Annotated in this window: 17 protein-coding genes; 6 read left to right on the plus strand and 11 right to left on the minus strand. The window is 63.6% G+C overall.

All coding sequences use genetic code 11. The features are described from left to right. Position 1: 1 nt before the first annotated feature. Genes gspF through gspG form a run of 7 tightly spaced genes read right to left on the minus strand, consistent with a single transcriptional unit; the run spans position 2 to position 8034 of the window. Positions 2 to 1213, minus strand: coding sequence for a type II secretion system inner membrane protein GspF (gene gspF, locus ACZRKZ_RS07505; protein ID WP_149414572.1), 1212 nt, complete (start codon positions 1211 to 1213; stop codon positions 2 to 4). Next, on the minus strand, positions 1213 to 2631 hold the full coding sequence (gene gspE, locus ACZRKZ_RS07510) for a type II secretion system ATPase GspE (protein ID WP_463981233.1): 1419 nt from the start codon (positions 2629 to 2631) through the stop codon (positions 1213 to 1215). The genes gspF and gspE overlap by 1 nt, the downstream gene beginning before the upstream one ends. Continuing rightward, a complete protein-coding gene (gspD, locus tag ACZRKZ_RS07515; protein WP_463981234.1) occupies positions 2628 to 4973 on the minus strand; it encodes a type II secretion system secretin GspD in 2346 nt (781 codons plus the stop codon). Before gspD ends, gspE begins: the two co-directional genes overlap by 4 nt. Continuing rightward, positions 4970 to 5506 carry a type II secretion system protein GspM gene (gene gspM, locus ACZRKZ_RS07520; protein WP_463981235.1) on the minus strand — a complete coding sequence of 179 codons (537 nt, stop codon included), beginning with the start codon at positions 5504 to 5506 and terminating at the stop codon, positions 4970 to 4972. The genes gspD and gspM overlap by 4 nt, the downstream gene beginning before the upstream one ends. Further along, positions 5499 to 6632 carry a type II secretion system protein GspL gene (gene gspL / locus ACZRKZ_RS07525; protein WP_463981236.1) on the minus strand — a complete coding sequence of 378 codons (1134 nt, stop codon included), beginning with the start codon at positions 6630 to 6632 and terminating at the stop codon, positions 5499 to 5501. Before gspL ends, gspM begins: the two co-directional genes overlap by 8 nt. Beyond that, the gene (gspK, locus tag ACZRKZ_RS07530; RefSeq protein ID WP_463981237.1) at positions 6629 to 7576 is read right to left on the minus strand and encodes a type II secretion system minor pseudopilin GspK; all 948 of its coding nucleotides are present in this window, start codon (positions 7574 to 7576) and stop codon (positions 6629 to 6631) included. Before gspK ends, gspL begins: the two co-directional genes overlap by 4 nt. 8 nt (positions 7577 to 7584) lie before the next feature. Next, entirely contained in the window at positions 7585 to 8034 is a 450-nt protein-coding gene (gspG, locus tag ACZRKZ_RS07535) for a type II secretion system major pseudopilin GspG (RefSeq protein ID WP_463981238.1), read from the minus strand. 148 nt (positions 8035 to 8182) lie between these two features. Between gspG and gspI the strand changes: the two genes are divergently transcribed. Continuing rightward, a complete protein-coding gene (gene gspI / locus ACZRKZ_RS07540; RefSeq protein ID WP_463981239.1) occupies positions 8183 to 8584 on the plus strand; it encodes a type II secretion system minor pseudopilin GspI in 402 nt (133 codons plus the stop codon). Here the strand turns inward: gspI and ACZRKZ_RS07545 are convergent. Beyond that, the gene (locus ACZRKZ_RS07545) at positions 8571 to 9002 is read right to left on the minus strand and encodes a type II secretion system protein N (RefSeq protein ID WP_463981240.1); all 432 of its coding nucleotides are present in this window, start codon (positions 9000 to 9002) and stop codon (positions 8571 to 8573) included. The two genes, gspI and ACZRKZ_RS07545, sit on opposite strands and share 14 nt — an antisense overlap. A gap of 94 nt (positions 9003 to 9096) precedes the next feature. Here ACZRKZ_RS07545 and gspH point away from each other — a divergent pair, with 94 nt between their 5' ends. Further along, complete coding sequence (gene gspH / locus ACZRKZ_RS07550; RefSeq protein WP_463981241.1) at positions 9097 to 9549, plus strand: type II secretion system minor pseudopilin GspH; 453 nt, start codon at positions 9097 to 9099, stop codon at positions 9547 to 9549. Then, positions 9546 to 10154: a type II secretion system protein GspJ gene (locus ACZRKZ_RS07555; protein ID WP_463981242.1), complete on the plus strand. Its 609-nt coding sequence runs from the start codon at positions 9546 to 9548 to the stop codon at positions 10152 to 10154. Before gspH ends, ACZRKZ_RS07555 begins: the two co-directional genes overlap by 4 nt. A 16-nt stretch (positions 10155 to 10170) precedes the next feature. On the opposite strand, the gene ACZRKZ_RS07560 is transcribed toward ACZRKZ_RS07555, so the two are convergent. The 3 genes from ACZRKZ_RS07560 to ACZRKZ_RS07570 are packed head-to-tail and all read right to left on the minus strand — an operon-like array spanning position 10171 to position 12310. After that, complete coding sequence (locus ACZRKZ_RS07560) at positions 10171 to 11097, minus strand: FecR family protein (RefSeq protein ID WP_463981243.1); 927 nt, start codon at positions 11095 to 11097, stop codon at positions 10171 to 10173. A gap of 38 nt (positions 11098 to 11135) precedes the next feature. Then, positions 11136 to 11681, minus strand: coding sequence for an RNA polymerase sigma factor (locus ACZRKZ_RS07565; RefSeq protein WP_463969558.1), 546 nt, complete (start codon positions 11679 to 11681; stop codon positions 11136 to 11138). Then, complete coding sequence (locus ACZRKZ_RS07570) at positions 11678 to 12310, minus strand: secretin and TonB N-terminal domain-containing protein (protein WP_463981244.1); 633 nt, start codon at positions 12308 to 12310, stop codon at positions 11678 to 11680. The genes ACZRKZ_RS07565 and ACZRKZ_RS07570 overlap by 4 nt, the downstream gene beginning before the upstream one ends. Positions 12311 to 12558: 248 nt before the next feature. On the opposite strand from ACZRKZ_RS07570, the gene ACZRKZ_RS07575 reads away from it, so the two are divergent. The 3 genes from ACZRKZ_RS07575 (at position 12559) to ACZRKZ_RS07585 (ending at position 15351) form a co-directional block, all read left to right on the plus strand. Then, positions 12559 to 12846 (plus strand): hypothetical protein, encoded by a 288-nt coding sequence (locus ACZRKZ_RS07575; protein ID WP_463969600.1) that lies wholly within the window; start codon positions 12559 to 12561, stop codon positions 12844 to 12846. 448 nt (positions 12847 to 13294) lie between these two features. Beyond that, entirely contained in the window at positions 13295 to 14011 is a 717-nt protein-coding gene (locus ACZRKZ_RS07580) for a response regulator transcription factor (RefSeq protein WP_463969556.1), read from the plus strand. Further along, positions 14008 to 15351, plus strand: coding sequence for a histidine kinase sensor domain-containing protein (locus ACZRKZ_RS07585; RefSeq protein WP_463981245.1), 1344 nt, complete (start codon positions 14008 to 14010; stop codon positions 15349 to 15351). The genes ACZRKZ_RS07580 and ACZRKZ_RS07585 overlap by 4 nt, the downstream gene beginning before the upstream one ends. Positions 15352 to 15378: the final 27 nt, after the last annotated feature.

The raw sequence follows: 15378 nt of genomic DNA on the forward strand, positions 1-15378 counted from the left end.
GCTATGTGACCAATTGGTTGATTTCGATGATGGGCAACAGCACCGCCATGACGATCACCAGCACCACCGCGCCCATCACCACGATCATCAGCGGTTCAAGCAAGGCCGTCATGCCCATGGCCCGCCGTTCAATATCCCGCGACAGGGTTTGCGCGGCACGCTCCAGCATCGGCGGCAAGGACCCGGTCTTCTCACCGCTGGCAATCAAGTGGATCAGCACCGGCGGGAACACCTTCTCCACCGCCAGCGCAGTGGCCAGGTTGACGCCTTCGCGAACCTTGGCGGTGGCGTCTGTGACGCACAGACTCAAGCGGTCGTTGGACAGGGTCTGGCGCGCCGCTTCCAACGCCCGCAACAGCGGCACACCGGCGCCACCGAGGATCGCCAGTGTCGAGGCAAACCGTGCGGTGTTGAGCCCCAGCACAAAGCGCCCGATCAGCGGCAGGCGCAGGACGCGACTGTGCCAGTTCAAGCGCGCCACGGGGTTACGCAGGTACAGGCGCCAGCTCCAGAAACCGCCCACCAGACCGACAAAACACAGCCAGCCCCAGGCGCGAATAAAGTCACTGGCATTGAGCATCGCCAGGGTCAGCCCCGGCAGGTCCTGGCGCGCCTGGGAAAACGCGCTGACCACCTGCGGCACCACGTAGCTAAGCAGGAAAATCACGATGCCGATGGACACCAGCCCCACCACGCCCGGATAGATAAATGCAGTGAGAATCTTGCCCCGCAGGTTGTTGCGCTCTTCGATGTAGTCGGCCAGGCGCTCCATGACCTGGGCCAGGTCGCCAGACTCCTCCCCTGCCGCGATCAGCGCACGGTAGATCGACGGAAAGTCCCGGGGCCGCGCCGCCAGCGCATCGGCCAGACGCATACCACTGCGCACATCGGCGCGCACTGCGCTGAGGGTCTGGGCGATGTGCTTGCGCTCGGCCTGCTCCACCGTCGCACTGAGGGCCGCTTCCAACGGCAGGCTCGCACCGAGCAAGCTGGCCAACTGCCGAGTGGCCCAGGCCAGGTCGTTATCCGAGAGCTTGGCGGTGAACAGACTGCTGCCGGCGGCGGCACTCTGGTTGCCCTCGATCTGCACCAGCAAGGCGGTCAGGCCACGGCTGCGCAGGTTGGCAAAGGCCGCGCTCTGACTGTCGGCTTCCAGGTGCCCAGACTCCAGCTTGCCGGTGGCGTCGGCGGCTTCGTATCGGTATCGGTTCATCAGGCGTCCCGGGTTACACGCAGGATTTCTTCGGCCGCAGTGGCGCCGCTGCGCACCCAGCGCTCGCCGTCTTCGCGCATGCTCAACATCCCGGCGCGGCGTGCGGCGGCGCGCAGCTCCTGCTCGCCAGCACCTTGGTGGATCAGGCCGCGCAGGTCATCGTCGATGCAGAATAATTCATGGATGCCAGTACGGCCGCTGTAGCCAATCTGGTTGCAGTGAGCACAACCCACCGGGCGCCATGTGCCGGGTGCCGACGGGTCTTCTTGCTTGCAGTGCTGACACAGCCGCCGCACCAACCGCTGGGCCAGTACGCCGAGCAAGGATGAAGCCAGCAGGAACGGTTCAACGCCCATATCGATCAAGCGATTCACCGCTGACACCGCATCGTTGGTGTGCAGGGTCGCGAGCACCAGGTGCCCGGTCAGCGAGGCCTGCACAGCGATTTGTGCAGTCTCCAGGTCGCGGATCTCACCGATCATGATGATGTCCGGGTCCTGGCGCAGAATCGCCCGCAGGGCCAGGGCGAAGGTCATGTCGATCTTGGCATTGACCTGGATCTGGCTGATGCCTGGCAGGTCGTATTCCACCGGGTCTTCGACGGTGAGGATATTGCTGGTGCTGGCGTCCAGCCGCGCCAGGGCCGCATAGAGGCTGGTGGTCTTACCGCTGCCAGTCGGCCCGGTGACCAGTACGATACCGTGGGGCTGGAGGATCAGCGTGTCGAGGCGAGCCAGCAATTGCGGGGCCATGCCGAGGGTTTCCAGCTGCAGGCGCCCGGCCTGTTTGTCCAGCAAGCGCATCACCACCCGCTCGCCGTGGCCGGTGGGTACGGTGGACACGCGAATATCAATGGGCCGCCCGGCAACGCGCAGGGCGATGCGACCGTCCTGGGGCAAGCGTTTTTCAGCGATGTCGAGTTGGGCCATGATCTTGATACGCGACACCAGCGCGCCGTGCAGCGCCTTGCGTGGCGACACCACATCACGCAGGGTGCCGTCGACGCGGTAACGCACCACGGAATGGCTTTCGTAGGGTTCGATGTGGATGTCGCTGGCTTCGTCGCGAGCGGCCTGGGTCAGCAAGGCGTTGATCATGCGGATCACGGGGGCGCCGTCCTGGGTGTCGAGCAGGTCGGTGATTTCAGGGATGTCTTGCATGAGGCGGTCGAGGTCGACTTCGTTTTCGGCGGCGCCGACCACGGCGGCGGCGCTGCCGGTGTCGGCGTAGGCGCTGGCCAGGAGGCCGTCGAGTTGGTCGTCGCGGACCTGCTCCAGGCGGGTTTGGCCAAACTGGCGGTGGACTTCGCCGATGGACCAGCCGGGGGTTGAGGGGCAGATGGTCAGGGTGGGGCCTTCTTCCCCTGGGTGGAGGAGGATGCGTTGGGATTTGGCCCAGACGTAGGGGAGCAGGCTCATGGCCGCGCGCCCCCCTGAACCGGCACCGCCCGAATCACCGCCCGGGGCCCCTGCCCCTCCTCAGGAATCGCCTTGTGCACCGAAGGCAACTGCGGCGCCTGCACATCCGGCATCGCCCAACTACGCTCCGGCTGCAACCCACCCTGAGCCCTGCGCATAAACTCATAGCGATTGAGCGTAATACTGCGCCCCGCCCCACTGTCGCGAATAATGTAAGGCCGCAAAAACACCATCAAATTGGTCTTCGTCACACTGCGTTTCTCATTACGAAACAACACCCCCAACCCCGGAATATCCGACAACCAAGGCACCGCATCATTACTCTGGCTATAGCCATCCTGCAGCAACCCACCCAGCACCATGATCTGCCCGTCATCGAGCAAAATACTGGTATCAATCGCCCGCTTGTTGGTCACCGTCCCTGCCGCCACCGAAGCCCGCGCATCCACGCTGCTGACCTCCTGGTAAATATCCAGTTTCACCGTGCCGCCCTCGGAAATCTGCGGCCGCACATTGAGCTTGAGCCCCACCTCTTCGCGCTGCACCGTCTGGAACGGATTGTTACTGGTGCCACCACCTCCCGTCACATAACTGCCCGTGACAAACGGAATCGTCTGTCCGACAAAAATGCTCGCCGCCTCGTTATCCAGGGTCAACAGATTGGGCGTCGACAACACGTTGGTGCCGCCCTTGCTCTTCAGCGCCCTGGCCAACACCTTGAGATCCAGCACCTTGCCGATCCCCGGAATATCCACCGTGCCGTCCACCAGCCCGATGTTCAAACCCTTGGGCAATACGTCGATGCTGGTCTTGCTGTCGGGCGTACCGTTAAGCCCACTACCGCCGAGGTTGACCCCGCCAAAACCACCCTTGCCCCCCAGATTCCCGGCCTGCCACTGCACGCCGAACTCACTGGCGTCGTCCTCACCGACTTCGACGATCAGGCTTTCAATCACCACCTGGGCGCGGCGCTGATCAAGCATATCGATGACTTCCCGCAGGTTGCGGTACAGCGGTTCAGGCGCCGAGATCAGCAAGGTGTTGGTGGTGGCGTCCGCCTGGATCGTCACGCCGCCAGCGCTGAAGGCAGTGCTCTGATCGCTGGGCGAATGGCTGGCGCTGCTGGTGGAACCGGCATCCTGGCCGTAACCGGCATTGGCGGATTGAACGCCACTGCCGGTGGGGGTGCCGCTGCTGTTCTGGGTGCTGCCTTGGCCGTTCTGGCCCGAGCCGCCCATGGTGCTCAACTTGGAACGGGCGTTATCGCTGGTGCCGCTCTCACTCTCACCAGTGAGCAAACCGCGCAGGGACTGCGCCAACTTCCCCGCCTGGGCGTTGCGCAGGTACACCACGTGCATATTGCTGGGGTTGCTCTGGGCGTTGTCCAGTTTGTAGATCAGGTTGCGCGCCAGCTCGGTACGCTCGGGGCTACCGGCGCGGATGATGATTGAGTTGGAGCGCGGGTCGCCGATCACGTTGATCTTCTGGGTCTGGTCGCTGCCCTGGGTTTCCAAAAGCTGCGAGACCATCGCCGCAATGTCCACGGCAATGCCGTTTTGCACCGCCACCACGTCAGTGTCGATGGCGCTCGGGGTGTCGATGCCATCGATGATCTGCGCCACCCGCGCCAGGTTTTCTGCGTAGTCGGTGATGACGATGCTGTTGTTGCCGGGGTAGGCGTTGATCGGGTTGTTGGGTGAAACGATCGGCCGCAGCACCGGGATCAGGTTCACCGCGTTTTCGTATTGCAGGCGAAAGGTGCGCGTCTGCATGCCGTTGCCGCCGGGGTTGCTGGCGTTGTAGATCGGCCCGCCCAACAGCTTGGCATCGGCTTCGGGCACCACCTGGGCGACGCCGCCGACGTCCACCACGCTGAAGCCCTGCATGCGCAATGCCGCCAGGAGCATGTCGTAGGCCTGGTGCGCCGGCACCAGGCCTTCGCTGACCAGGGTCAGGTTACCCTTGACCCGAGGGTCCACCAGAAACTGCTGGCCAGTGGCACGGGACAAGGCACGCACCACCGCCTGGATATCGGCGTCGACAAAGTTCAGTTGCACCGGCTGATCGCCCAAGGGGTTGCGGCCTTTGGCAGGCGCGGCCGCATGGCCACGGGCACTGTTGGTCACCGGGTGTTGCACGCGGGGCCGCTGTGCCGGCTCGCGCTGGCGGTCCAGCAGTGCGTCGCCGCTGCGCCGGGTGTCAGCCAGCGGCTGGCCGAGTTCGCTGTCCACCAGTAACGGTGGCGGAGTAGGCGATTGGGTGTTGCTGCACGCACTCAGCGCCAGCAACAACAAGGGCGCGACCTTGCGATAAGGCGCCGAATTGGGGACTGACCACTTCATGAAGCTTCCTTAGCGCCAAGCGCCTGATCCATGCGAACGGTCCCGGACAACGTGCCGGACGGGTTTTCGGTGGCGTCGCCTGCACGTTGCAAGCGCGCCTCGGACACTTCCAGGGAAAATGACCGGATACTGCCCAGCAACCAACCCACCACGGTATCCGCCGGGGCGTCTTGAAAGGTCAGGCGCCAACTGCCGGGGGCAGTGTTTTCCAATTGATAACGGCCCTGGAGCCCAGCGTTGTCGAGGGCCTGGCGCAAGGCCAAATCCAGATCCTGCCCGGCGCCAGGCGCTGGGGCGAGGCCCTGCAACAGCACTTGCAAGGTCTCGGCTTGAGCTCGCAGCCTGGGGGTTTCGGCTTGCCAGTAATCAATCTTCTTCAGCGGCGGCTGAATCAACATCAGCCAGATCAACAGCCCCGAGAGCACCAGAGCGGCCCCGCCGAGCAGGCGTTTTTCCCGCAGGGCCAGGCCGTTCCAGAACACTTCGCTCTGGCTGCGCAGGTGCTGCCAGCGGGCAATCAGGGGATTACTCATCGTCGTCTCCCGTGCCGGTTTCGGGAGTAGTCGGCTCAGCGAGCGGACCCAGGGTCCAGCCATGGTCATCGCGACTGGCAGTGAAACCGGCCTTGGCCAGCACCGCTTGCCAGTCACCTTCGGCGCCAGGGTTGCGGCTGTCGGCGAGCAGGTTCAGGTGCAGACGGCCTTGCTCGAAGACCAGGGAATCGACGCTGGCAACCATGAACGGCATGCTGCTGCCGGCCAGTTGCAACAGGCTGTTAAAACGCTGGCCTGGCTCGCTGCCGCTCTGGCGGGCAGCCAATTGCTGGCGGGCCTGTTGCAACGGGTTGAGGATCACCGGTAGTTCGGGAAAAGCCTGGCGCACCTGCTGACTCATCCGCGCCTTGAGCTGTTGACCCGCGTCCACTTGACGCGCCGCGTACAGGTTCAAGCCCAGGGTCCAGATCGCCACGGCCACCGCCGTAAAACCCAGCGCCCTGCCCCAGCCGGCCGTTCCGTTGGCCCGTTTGAGCCGACCGTGCAAACCCCAGCTCGGGGTTGCGCCGCTCCAGCGTTGCGGCGCGTCTTCACTGATACGGCTCAGGTCGACACCGCTGCCCAGCAGATCATCCAGCGCCTGCTGCCCGAGGGGATGCACCGCGCCCTGCTGCAGGCTGTGGCGCAACAGCAACTGGCCGTCGGCAAACGCCGCTGTCAGTTGTCCCGCAGCCGGTACCGGCAAGGCATAGGGCGCTGGGTACAGGCCGCGGACTTTCAGTTGTACTTGGTTCATTACCTGGCTCAACTGCTCCAGGTGGGCCTTGGGCAACCAGCCCACCTGCACCAGGCCATTGCTCTCCCGTGGGCCGTGGGCGACGTGTATCTGTTCCACCGGGCCGAGTATCAGCGCCTGGGCTGCGCAGGCCACCGCCGCCGCCACCTTGGTGGCTGGCAATTGCGGCAGCTCCAGGCTGGTCAGCAGGCTGTCCCGAGGATGCAGGAAGCACTGGGCCGCCGCCGTTTTATGAGCCTGCCCCAACTGCGCCAGGCTACTCTGGCCCTGGCGACTGACCTGCCCGGCGCGGTCGAGCCAGGCGAACTGCACCGGGCTCTCGGCGCTCAGTTGATCCAGCGGCGGCAAGGCAATACGCAGGCGGCTCATGCGCCCACCCGCGACCAGATTACCTGGGGCTGGCGGTCTTCAGGCCGGAACAGCAGCGCCTCCATCGTCACCCGACGCTGTTCGCGGCGGGCCTGGCCGTGCAGGCGAAACCACTCACTGGTAATCCCCACCTGCACCGTGCCCACCGCCACCTGTGGCATGCGCAGGCGATTGACGAAATCACCACGATTGATAAACCAGCGGCCACCGTCACGCTCGGCCACCAGCGCCTGTGCCCGTGGCAAGCCCAGCCCCGGCACAACCGCGCTGAGCACTTCGGCACTGGCGGTATTGCCGTTGACCCAAGTGTTGCCGGGCAGCACGCTGACATACACCGCCATACGCCGAAGCAGGCGCGGCTCAAGGCCCTCGATGCCCGCCAGATCGTCCAGGCTGCGCAACATCGCACGCTTGGCCGGCCGCAGGTCGCTCACTGCGCCAGGCGAGATGTCACGGCCGCTGTTAAAACCCGTGCTCGATGACGATGCCGCCAACCGTTGATCATAGGAAGCGATCACCCGCTGGCTGATGCGCCGGCTCACCGCGGGGTCGACGCCGATCAACTGGCACAGCCGCTCGAAGCTCTGCAGTTGCGCGGCATCCGGCTGCTGATGGGCCACCAGGTTGCGCAGGTTGAACTTGCCCTGTTCGTCTTCCAGTTGCCCCTCAAAGGCTCCCCCCAACGGCCGCGCCCAGGGCTGGTCGAGTCGAGTCAGCACATCTTTCTGACGCGCCTCCCATAGCAACTGGCGACTGACTTCCAGCCCGCCCTGTAACGCCCACTGACCCTGGATGCGCAGTTGCTCGGCTTCCAGGCTGCGGGTGAAGACAGTTTGTCGGGTCAACATAGCGCCGGCGATCACCGCCACCACGGCGGCGATCAATAAGGCGCTGATAATCGCCATGCCGCACTGCTTCGCCGCTGTGGGCGAATGCCTGTTCATGACGGGACTTATAGCTGCCAGGAGCCGATATCGGCATTGACGCCGTCGCCGTCCGGTTGCCCATCGGCGCCCAGGGAGAAAATATCGACTTCACCGTTGGCACCCGGATTGAGGTAGTTGTAAGGGTGGCCCCACGGGTCGTTGGGCAAGCGCTCAAGATAGGCGCGCCAGTTGCTGTTTTTCGCATCCGCCGGGCGCTCCACCAACACCTTCAGGCCCTGGGTCATGTTCGGATAGGTGCCGTGGTCCAGGCGATAGAGTTTGAGTGCCTGCATCAGCCCACCGATGTCCTGTTTGGCGGCCGTGGCTCGCGCCTGATCCGGGCGATCGAGCACCTTGGGCACTACCATCGCCGCCAGAATCCCGAGGATCACCACCACCACCATGATCTCGATCAGGGTGAAGCCACGCTGGCCGCTAGGGCCTGGCGATGCGGATTTTAAGTGCGCGATATCCATCTCGACATTCCTTGGCTTGAGTGTATTTCGGCCCGCAGTGTTGCAAGAACACATGTCAGTCGTATTGAAAATCCTCGGGAGCTTTGGTCGCCAATCGGTCAACTCCACGGGCTAGTCTGCGGGCCTGTTTCCAGGCTTTGAGTACGCCATGCGCGGCCCTCGCAACGAGCAAGGTTTTACCCTGATTGAAGTGCTGGTGGCGCTGGCGATCATCGCCGTGGCCATGGCGGCCGCCGTGCGCGTGGCCGGGCTGATGACCCAGAGCAATGGCCTGCTGCGGGACAAATCCATGGCCTTGCTGGCCGCCCAGAGTCGCCTGACCGAGTTGCGTCTGGAGGGTCGCTTGAGTCCGGGGCGCAAAACCTTTGAATGCGACCAGGGCCGACTGAAACTGCGTTGCGAGCAAGTCATCAGCACAGGCCCCCATGGGCCGTTGTTCAAGGTCAGCGTGCAGGTGTTGGACGCCGCCCGTGAAGCGCCGCCCCTGGCCCGACTGGAGACTTTATTGGGGCGAGCGCAACGACTCAAGACGCCGGTTACTGTCGAGTGAGGGTCGGCAAGGCCGGCGCGACGGGCAATTTGTCGAGGGCCACGCGGACCTTTTCACCGCCGCGCTCGATCACCACCCCATCGCCTTCGATGGCTGCAAGACGCACACCGGGGCTGAGGCGTTCACCGAGCAGAAAGCTGCGGGGCGGGCCGTCGTTGAGGCTGAGGATCGCCACCGCGCCACGAGCCCCGGCCAGTACCCCAGAGACCTTGACCTGCAACTCAGCCGGGACGTTGGAAAACCATTGCAGGGCCGGGTTGTCACTGTGGGCGGCGAGCACCTGGGGCGGGGCTTGCGGGGTCTGCGACTCGGCGGACGTCAGCAGCAACGGCGTCCAGGTGGCGACCCCGGCCAGCGCCGCCAGCAAGGCCAGTGCCTGGATACCTTGGGCGGGTGAAATGCGATCGACGAATGCCATGGGCGGGACCTCCTGTTTGTCCGTCTCGACAGGCTACAGGGCAATTCTCACGGTTTTATTTCACAGGATCGATTCGACACCAGAGAGCACACCCATGAAACAGCAGGGTTTCACCTTGATAGAACTGATGGTGGTACTGGTGATCATCGGCATCGCCAGCGCGGCCATCAGCCTGAGCATCAAACCGGACCCGCTGCACCTGTTGCGCAAGGACGCCGAACGCTTGAGCCAGGTGTTGCAAGTGGCCCAGGCCGAAGCCCGCGCCGACGGCCGGGCGATCACCTGGCGGGCCGATGCCAAGGGCTTTCACTTCAGCCGCCGCAGCGACGACGGCCTGAGCCTGGAATTATTCGAGCGCGACCCGCAACTGCGCCCGCGCCCCTGGGACAGTTCGCCGATGCAGGTGCGCATCGAACCGAGGCAAACCCTGATGCTCGACGCCGAATGGATCAACCCGCCGTTGCAGGTTGTACTGTCCGATGGGCAACACAGCCTCAGCCTGCAACGTGATGCGGCCGGCTTGCTGCGCGTGGTGAACCAGCCATGAGCAATGACCAGAAAGGTTTTACCCTGATCGAGGTGATGGTGGCGATCATGCTGATGGCAGTGGTCAGCCTGATTGCCTGGCGCGGCCTGGACAGCGTCACCCGTGCCGACGCCCACTTGCAGGCCAGTACCGAACAGACCGAAGTCCTGCTTCGTGCGTTGAACCAGTTGCAACTGGACGTCAGCCTGCGCGCCGGTGTGGAGCTGGCGCCACCGGCGACCGAAGATCAGCCTACGCCACCGGGCACGCTGGCCGCACTGAGCGTGCGCAGCTCCGACAGCAAGGGCTTTCGCCTGGAGGTAATTCGCCGCTCAGCGGTCCCCGGCGACGGGTTGCAACGGGTGCACTGGTGGCTCAAGGGCGACACCTTGTACCGCGCCGCAGCGCCCGCGCGCGATCGGTATCCGTTACCCGCGCCAAAGGACCCGGTGGCGGTGCTTACCCAGGTCAGCGACCTGCAATTACGGGTGTGGGATGCGGACAAGGGGTGGCGGCAATTGAGCGGTAATCGCCAGGAGAATCCGCTAGGGGTCGAGATCAGCCTGGAGCGCCAGACGCCCCAAGGCATTGAGCGCTATCGCCAGGTCTTGGGGCCTTTGAACTGAACGTCAAACACCCCCGCTAACTCAACAACACCACCCCACCCGGCAACTCCGTGCAGGTGGCCCCATAGGCATCGCGAATCAGCAACGCCACGCCCGCCAACTGGTGCAAGCTGAACCGTGCCTGCACCCGGCGCTTGCCCAGCTCGCGGTTGAGCAGCACCAGCATTCCCGGACGATAACGGTTGATCTCGTCGATCACGGTATTGAGGGTGGCGTTGTTGAATACCAAGACCTGTTCGCGCCAGGCGATTACCGCCTGGGTGTCCACCGCCAACGGCTCGCCCAGTCCTGCGGCGTCGTAGGTCAGCTGGCGGCCGCTGTCCAGGCGGACACTGCGCCCGCCCACGGCTACCGTTAGCGACCCCTCGATGCAGGTCACGCAGACGCTGTGGTCGGTATTGCGCACATTAAAACGCGCCTGGGCCGCACTCAGCCAGCCTTTACCTGCCTGGATCTTGAGCGGTTGCGCCGCGTTCGCCAGGACTTCGACCTCCCCCTCCAGCAACTCGATGCCCCCTTCGCGGCGGCTGATGCGGGTCTGGGTGTTGAGTTCCAGGCGGATGCCGTCCCGCAGTTCGATCCGGTGCTGTTCGCCGACCTCGGTGCGGTAGTCCGCCGTCAGTCCGGAAAAACCTCCGGGTATCGTGGCCCGCACCATAAACAACGCGGCCGACGCGGCAATCGCCCCGCCCAGGAACGCCCGGCGCCCGAAGTGCCGGGGTTGCTGCAGTTGCTCGACGGCAGGTACCAGTTGGTGCCACAGCGTCTTGGCCTGCTCGAAAGCCTGGGCATGCTCCGGGCTCTGGGCGCACCACAGGCGCAAGGCATTGGCATCGGCGACGGTGGCCTGGCCCGAGGTCAACAGCACCAGCCAGTCGCGGGCTTCGCTGCGCAGTCGGCTGTCTGGCGTATCCCGGGCAGTGGAGAGGCTAAAAATGTTCAAGCGCGCAGGTACTCACAGATTTATCAGGGACTCAATCATTAAGACGGTTTTCCGGCGCCGGGACCGAACCGCTGGATCACTTTTCTTTCAAGGCGCAAGGCGCAGTGGCCGAGGGCGGCCTTGATTTCCTTTTCGACCATGCGCGTGGAAATACCGAAACGCTGGGAGATTTCCAGGTGCGGCGCCTCCTCCAGGCGCGCGGCGATAAGGATCTTGCGCCGCCGCGCCGGCAGTTCGTAGAGGGCCTTGAGCAAGGACTGGATTTCTTTCTGGCCGCCGACGACACGGGATGGGTCCTGGGCTTCGTCGACGGTTTGCAACAGCTCTTCAACTTCGCTGCCGGTCAACAGCCGGGCATCGGCCTCGCGCCGGTCGGCGGCGATGTTCAGCGCGATGCGGTACAGGTAGGCATTGGGTTGCAGCAGGTTCGGCGGCACTTCCATGCGGTCGACCCGCAGGTAGGTTTCATGCAGGACATCGTTGGCCAGGTCCTCCGAGCCCAGCCGTTTGCGCAAGCGCACCTTGAAGTCCTCGTAGGACGCCAGGAACAAACTGACCATCGGACTGTGTCCGGTATTTTTCATGCCCCCCGAGCTCCTTCCCGTGCTGTGCATTCCATGCGTTTTCCTGTGGTGTCGGGCATTAACAGTAAGGTCACCGGCAAGCGCAACGAACTGGGCGCCGGACGTTCCACCCGGGTGCTGGCCAGGCTTTGTACCAGCGCTTCATCGCGCTGTTCATCGCCGGTGGAACTGACCAGGCGGCTGTGCTCGATCAGCCCCTCCCGATTGACCCAGAGCTGCACCAGTGCGCGAAAACTGCCGGGGCGGGTCAGCGGTGAACGGCACAGGCTGGCTTCAATCGCCTGCTGCAAGGCTGTCGCGTAACTGCTGTTGATCCGCGCCACGCCCCGCTCCTTGGCCCCGCGAGCCGTGGGCAGTTGGCTGACTTCGGGCACTTGCAGGGTGAATGCATCGCTGCGTGCGTAACGCGCCATCAAGCCACTCCCTGTCAGCAGTAGGCTCAGGGCCTGCTGCGCGCTGTAACGACCGCGTACTCCAATCGAACGCCGCCCGCGGGTCAGTTCACGGTCCACCAGCACCGCCATTCCAGTTGAGCGACTGAAAGCTTCCAGTGCCTGGGCCAGGTTCTGTGCCGGCAGATCCAAAACCAGCAACGGCGACGAATCAGCCCGCACCGGGTTCGACAACATCAAGCCCAACAGCAAAGCCAGGCAACAGTACGCGTGCCTCCAGGCCCACCGTTCGCCATCTGCTCTGCATCGCTGCACGGCTGACGTATCCTGCGAAAACCGTCATCCTGAGGCCAGTTTATGAACCTGATGTTACGGTGATGGCAAAAAAAACATCACGGCTTCGCAGCAAGCGCTGGGCTAGACTTTGCAACCACAGTGGCCCGCTTTTTCGGGCCAGGCAGGAGGCACTGATGAAACTGTTCCTGATGCTGCTGTTGTTCGCGGGTTTGCCATCGACGGTGCTGGGTGGGGAAGCTGCAAGTGGTTGCGTCGACGTGAATATTGACGGCTATAAAGCGCCTGACTATGGGTGTCTGAGCCAGCAGATGGGCAACAACCCGGACGCGGCCAAGGCGGCGCAGAAGAACCTTGAGGCGCAGAAAAAGTCCATAGACAAGCGGGCTCCGAACCAGATCGGGTTGTCTACGCCGGCGGCTACCCGTGTGCGGATGGGGAATACGTTTGGGAGTTCGGTGAAGCCGCAGCGGCCTTGATGGGGGAGCGTGAGTGGTGAAAAGCAAGAGCGGATCTACTGCCCACTGACTGTAGGAGCGAGCTTGCTCGCGATGGTCGTTAACGATGACGCTGGCTTCCTGAATCACCGCGGTGCCCTCAGGTTTTTCGCGAGCAAGCACTAGGCGTCCCCCTCGCTCCCACAGAAAAGCGGATTGGCGCTGGCTTTTGATCTGGTTTTTGATTTGCCTGCCCCATCAACCGGAGCAAGGGCCGATCCGTGGAGTAAGCGTTTGTTGGTTACTTTCTTAGGCGTTCCAGCCGAAAAATATCGTGCCCTGGGCCCGATTGAATGTGGCGCACCTGAATGACCCGGTATTCTGCAAAATCATCCGAGAGATGAGGTGATAAGACGCAGCGGGTAGGAATGTTCCCTGGCTTTTGTCAGAATGCACAATATAGAACCATTCGCATTCGCAGGAAGTTCCCATGCTGCTCCCCCACTCGCCTCCCGCTCACGGCCGAATCCTGGCCGTTGAGGATGACCCGGTGCTCGCCGCTCACCTTGGCAATCACCTTAGCCAGCGGGGTTTCGAGGTCACGTTGCGCCATGACGGTGGCGAGATCGTCGACCTGGTGCGCAACCAGGATTTCGACCTGATTCTGATGGACATCATGCTGCCCGGCAGCAGCGGCCTTGAGGTGTTGGCCCAACTGCGTCGCCATCAACGGGTGCCGGTGATCCTGATGTCGGCCCTGGGCGCCGAACAGGATCGCATCACCGGCTTCAGCCAGGGTGCGGATGACTACCTGCCCAAGCCATTCAGCATGCTGGAGATGGATGTGCGCATCGACGCCATCCTGCGCCGGGTGGCCTATGAGCATGAGGTGCCAGGCGGGGTGCGCCACGACCCGCAGTTGCTGTTTGACGAACAGCGCGCCGATGTCAGCCAGGACGGCCAATGGGCCGACTTGACCACCACCGAATACCGGGTGCTGGAGACCCTGGTGGCTCACGTCGACGAAGTGCTGAGCAAGGCCTTCCTCTATCAGCAGGTGATGCACCGCGCTTACTCCCAACATGATCGCAGCCTGGACATGCATGTCAGCCGCATTCGGCGCAAGTTGCAGGCCATCGGCTATACCGCCGGGCGTGTGGAAACGGTCAGGAGTACGGGCTATATGCTGACGCGGCTGGCGGCATGAAGCTGCCCAACCGGCACTCATTGCTGTGGAAGTTGACCGGGGTGCTGGCGGTGCTGTGCCTGTTGGTGGTCACCTTGCAGGTCGATCTGAGCAAGCGCCTCTACGAGGCCACCGCACACTTGCCGGGGCCCACCCAGCAGATCCTCAATGACTATGCACGCCAGGCCGAAACTGCCTGGCGTGAGCGCGGCGCGGCGGGTGTCGATGATTTTTTGCAAGATCTACGCGAGCGCGAGCAGGTCTGGGCGGTGGTGGTTGATGGGAGTCAGAACTCGCTGTCTTCGCGGCCATTGAGGGGCCGCGAGCGGCGCAAGCTGGATTTCGTGCGCGACGTCGGCTGGTCGGTGGGACGCCCCGGTGGCCGGCCGACGTTCGTCATGCCGTTCAGCGACGACCAATCCCGGCTGGTGATGGAGCTGCCACTGCGCCTTGATCCGCGCAAGAACCATGACCTGTGGAATGTCGTGCTGCAGCACGGGCTGCCGGCCTCCCTGGCGCTGTTGTTCGGCGCGCTACTGTACCGGGTGCTGATTGCGCCCATGGTGATTCTGCGGCGTCAGGCTAACGCCTTGAGCGCTGGCGATCTGGCCGCGCGGGTCGGCCCTCCAGTGACGCATCGACGCGATGAGCTGGGTGAACTGGGCCGGGCCTTCGACCATATGGCCGAACGCCTGGAAAGTACGGTAGTACTACAGCGACGCTTGCTGCAGGACTTGTCCCACGAGCTGCGCACACCCTTGAGCCGGCTACGGGTGGCCGGTGAGCGCGAGCCGGATTCGGTCGCCATGCGCCAGCGCCTGGACCGCGAAGTGCAAGGCATGGAGCGGCTGATCGGCAACACCCTGGAGCTGGTCTGGCTGGACACCGAGCGCCCGCTGATGCCCCTGGAAGCAGTGGAGATGGAACAGCTCTGGGAAGTGCTGCGCGAGGACGCCTGCTTCGAAAGCGGCTGGCCCAGCGAACGCCTGCCCTGCCAACTGCCGCAAGATTGCTGTGTGCTGGGCAACCTCAACGGCCTGGCCCAGGCCCTGGAAAATATCTTGCGCAACGCGATCCGTCATTCACCCGAAGACGGTGCAGTACGCTTGCGCGGTGCCCTGGATGGTGATTATTGGCACCTGCAGATTGAAGACCAAGGTTCCGGCGTCGATCCGCAGAAGCTCGAACAGATCTTCCAGCCCTTCACTCGTCTTAACGCCGCGCGACCGGGAGGCGATGGTTTTGGCCTGGGCCTGTCGATTGCCCGCAGCATCGTGCAGTTGCAAGGCGGTGAACTGTGGGCAGAAAACGCCGCGCCCGGCCTGCGCCTGCATCTGCGGCTGAAAGTGTATAAATTGTAAATTACATTTACTCTTATTTGAGAATCA

Source organism: Pseudomonas sp. c313 (assembly GCF_055407145.1).